Source organism: Halalkalibacter akibai JCM 9157 (genome assembly GCF_000513135.1).
Taxonomy (GTDB): Bacteria; Bacillota; Bacilli; order Bacillales; family Bacillaceae_D; genus Halalkalibacter; species Halalkalibacter akibai.
The window spans coordinates 1-1,977 of the sequence record NZ_BAUV01000114.1 but is presented as its reverse complement, the minus strand read 5'-3'; the positions used below and the strand labels follow the sequence as shown (position 1 = coordinate 1,977).

Below are 1,977 nucleotides of genomic sequence, written 5' to 3'. Positions count from 1 at the left end.
TTTTTCTAATTTAGTTCTTGTAGGAAGTGAACAAAAATTGAAATTAGAACCACAAGAAAAATCTAAATACTCTTTACAGTATGAAATAGGCGCAGGTCAAGATTTAAATATAGTTAAAGAAAAAGCCTTAAACGCAACTTTATATATAGGAAGCGGAAACCCACTAGAATTAGAAGACAATGCTAAATTTCAAAAAATTAATTTAATAAATTATTAGTACCTAGCCTTTAAATGTTCGGGGTCCAGCCATATCAAAATTGATATGGCTGTTGTTCACTATGTTAGTCAAGCATGCTCCTTTGTACAAGTAAAAAAGCAATAACCTTTATTCAGCTATCGCCACCCATTACTTTAATAAATTTAAAACATTGACTCTACAATTTTCTTTACATCATCTTCAGAAAACTGTTCTTTTCTTGATAAATGTACCGAATAAACAACATCATCTTTTTTAAAGTCAATAGCTTGAGCAAACTCAAAATTTGTACGATATATTCCTTTTATATCGTTATAAAATATAAATTCTTTGTCTGCTGACTTTGGTACAAATGAGTCGTAATTATGCTTAACAAAAATTTTGAGATAAGTGTCTCCGTTCTTTTTGTACTCCAGGTCCAAATCAGACTTTTCCATATGATTATTAATAAAAGAACCACTGCTCTTTTTTACTTCAAAAGGTATTTCTTTAGGAATAAGTACAGTAAATCCGTACTCTTTTTCAAACTTGGATATAGCATCGTCGGCAGATAAATTTGTATTCCAGTCTAAATCATGTGCACCATATACAGCTGAGCCTAATGATAAAAATAAAACTGAAATTAAAAAAAGCAATCTTAATCCATTCATTTTATCACCCTTCCATCAATTTGAATTTATTATCCTCCTTAAAACATCTTATATGCAGTAAAAAAAGCCTTACTTCTTTTAGAAGTAAAGCTCCCGTTTGTTTAATAAGGTGTTAAACTTCATTCTTAAAGGTTTTATAATATTCTTTTCCTAAGATTATTAACCCCAATATAGTTAATAGAACTCCTACAATAAACGGAAAACCTAAAAATAAAGACTGTACAACTTCATCGCCATATTGCTTTGCTCCAAAAATTGCATGCCATAATTTCGACTTACCAGACCATGCTGTTATATTAGTTGCATAAATAGAACCAGCTAATATAATTGTTAAAGTAACTAATAAGCCACCAAACATTATAAATCCACCAATAACTATTCTTTTCATTATTTGTCCCCCTGTCTTTTATTGTCGGCTTACTCCTCTTTTAATTCAGCTAATTTCACTATTCCACCCGTTAGCGCAACAAGGATAGCGATGCCTTATTAAAGCATCGCTTCCGTTAGCTCAACAAAGTATTTCTATAATATGATTTCTATTTCCTCTTCATATTCATCCCAGAGACTAGAAATAAAGTCGTTAATTTCTTTGTCTATTTCCTCGGACTCATCAACTCCATAATTTGATAAGTCTAGCCTTTCATTAATTAAATGGTTCACATAAGCATCACGCTCGGTACGTTCCTTAAAGTATTCTTCATAATATTCTTCAACAGTAATACCTAAATAATCTGCTTGTATTTCAAAGAAATCCTCATTTCCAGTGTTACCAAGCGGAAATAACAATTCCATACTTTCAAGCTCTTCCGTTACATCAATCCCCGTACTTTTTGCTTCTAATACCATAATTTCTTCTTGTATAAACTTCTCAACCATTATAGGAATATCTTGGTCATCTACAAAGTATAAAGAACGAATATCTTTTAATGTAATTTCTTTACCTTTTACGACAGCAACTACATCTTCATCTTTGGCTGCCGTATAATTCTCTTCTTCTGCATCATCACTTGAACAAGCAACTGATACGGTTAAAACAAGTATTAAGAGTAAAAATTTCATAATATCCTCCCTCTTTCTACAATTCATCTTATTCGAGAATTCTGCCCGTTAGTCGAATAAGGATACGATGTA

Annotated in this window: 4 protein-coding genes; 1 reads left to right on the top strand and 3 read right to left on the bottom strand. The window is 31.3% G+C overall.

The genetic code is table 11. The features are described 5' to 3' along the window. Nucleotides 1-217: hypothetical protein (locus JCM9157_RS22920; protein ID WP_035668815.1), on the top strand; the 217-nt coding region annotated here is incomplete at its 5' end. A gap of 143 nt (nt 218-360) precedes the next feature. Here the strand turns inward: JCM9157_RS22920 and JCM9157_RS22915 are convergent. The 3 genes from JCM9157_RS22915 to JCM9157_RS22905 form a co-directional block, all read right to left on the bottom strand. After that, nucleotides 361-846 carry a hypothetical protein gene (locus JCM9157_RS22915; RefSeq protein WP_035668810.1) on the bottom strand — a complete coding sequence of 162 codons (486 nt, stop codon included), beginning with the start codon at nt 844-846 and terminating at the stop codon, nt 361-363. A gap of 112 nt (nt 847-958) precedes the next feature. Beyond that, complete coding sequence (locus JCM9157_RS22910) at nt 959-1,234, bottom strand: hypothetical protein (protein ID WP_035668809.1); 276 nt, start codon at nt 1,232-1,234, stop codon at nt 959-961. Between the two features lie 134 nt (nt 1,235-1,368). Beyond that, a complete protein-coding gene (locus tag JCM9157_RS22905; RefSeq protein WP_035668808.1) occupies nt 1,369-1,905 on the bottom strand; it encodes a hypothetical protein in 537 nt (178 codons plus the stop codon). Between the last annotated feature and the right edge of the window lie 72 nt (nt 1,906-1,977).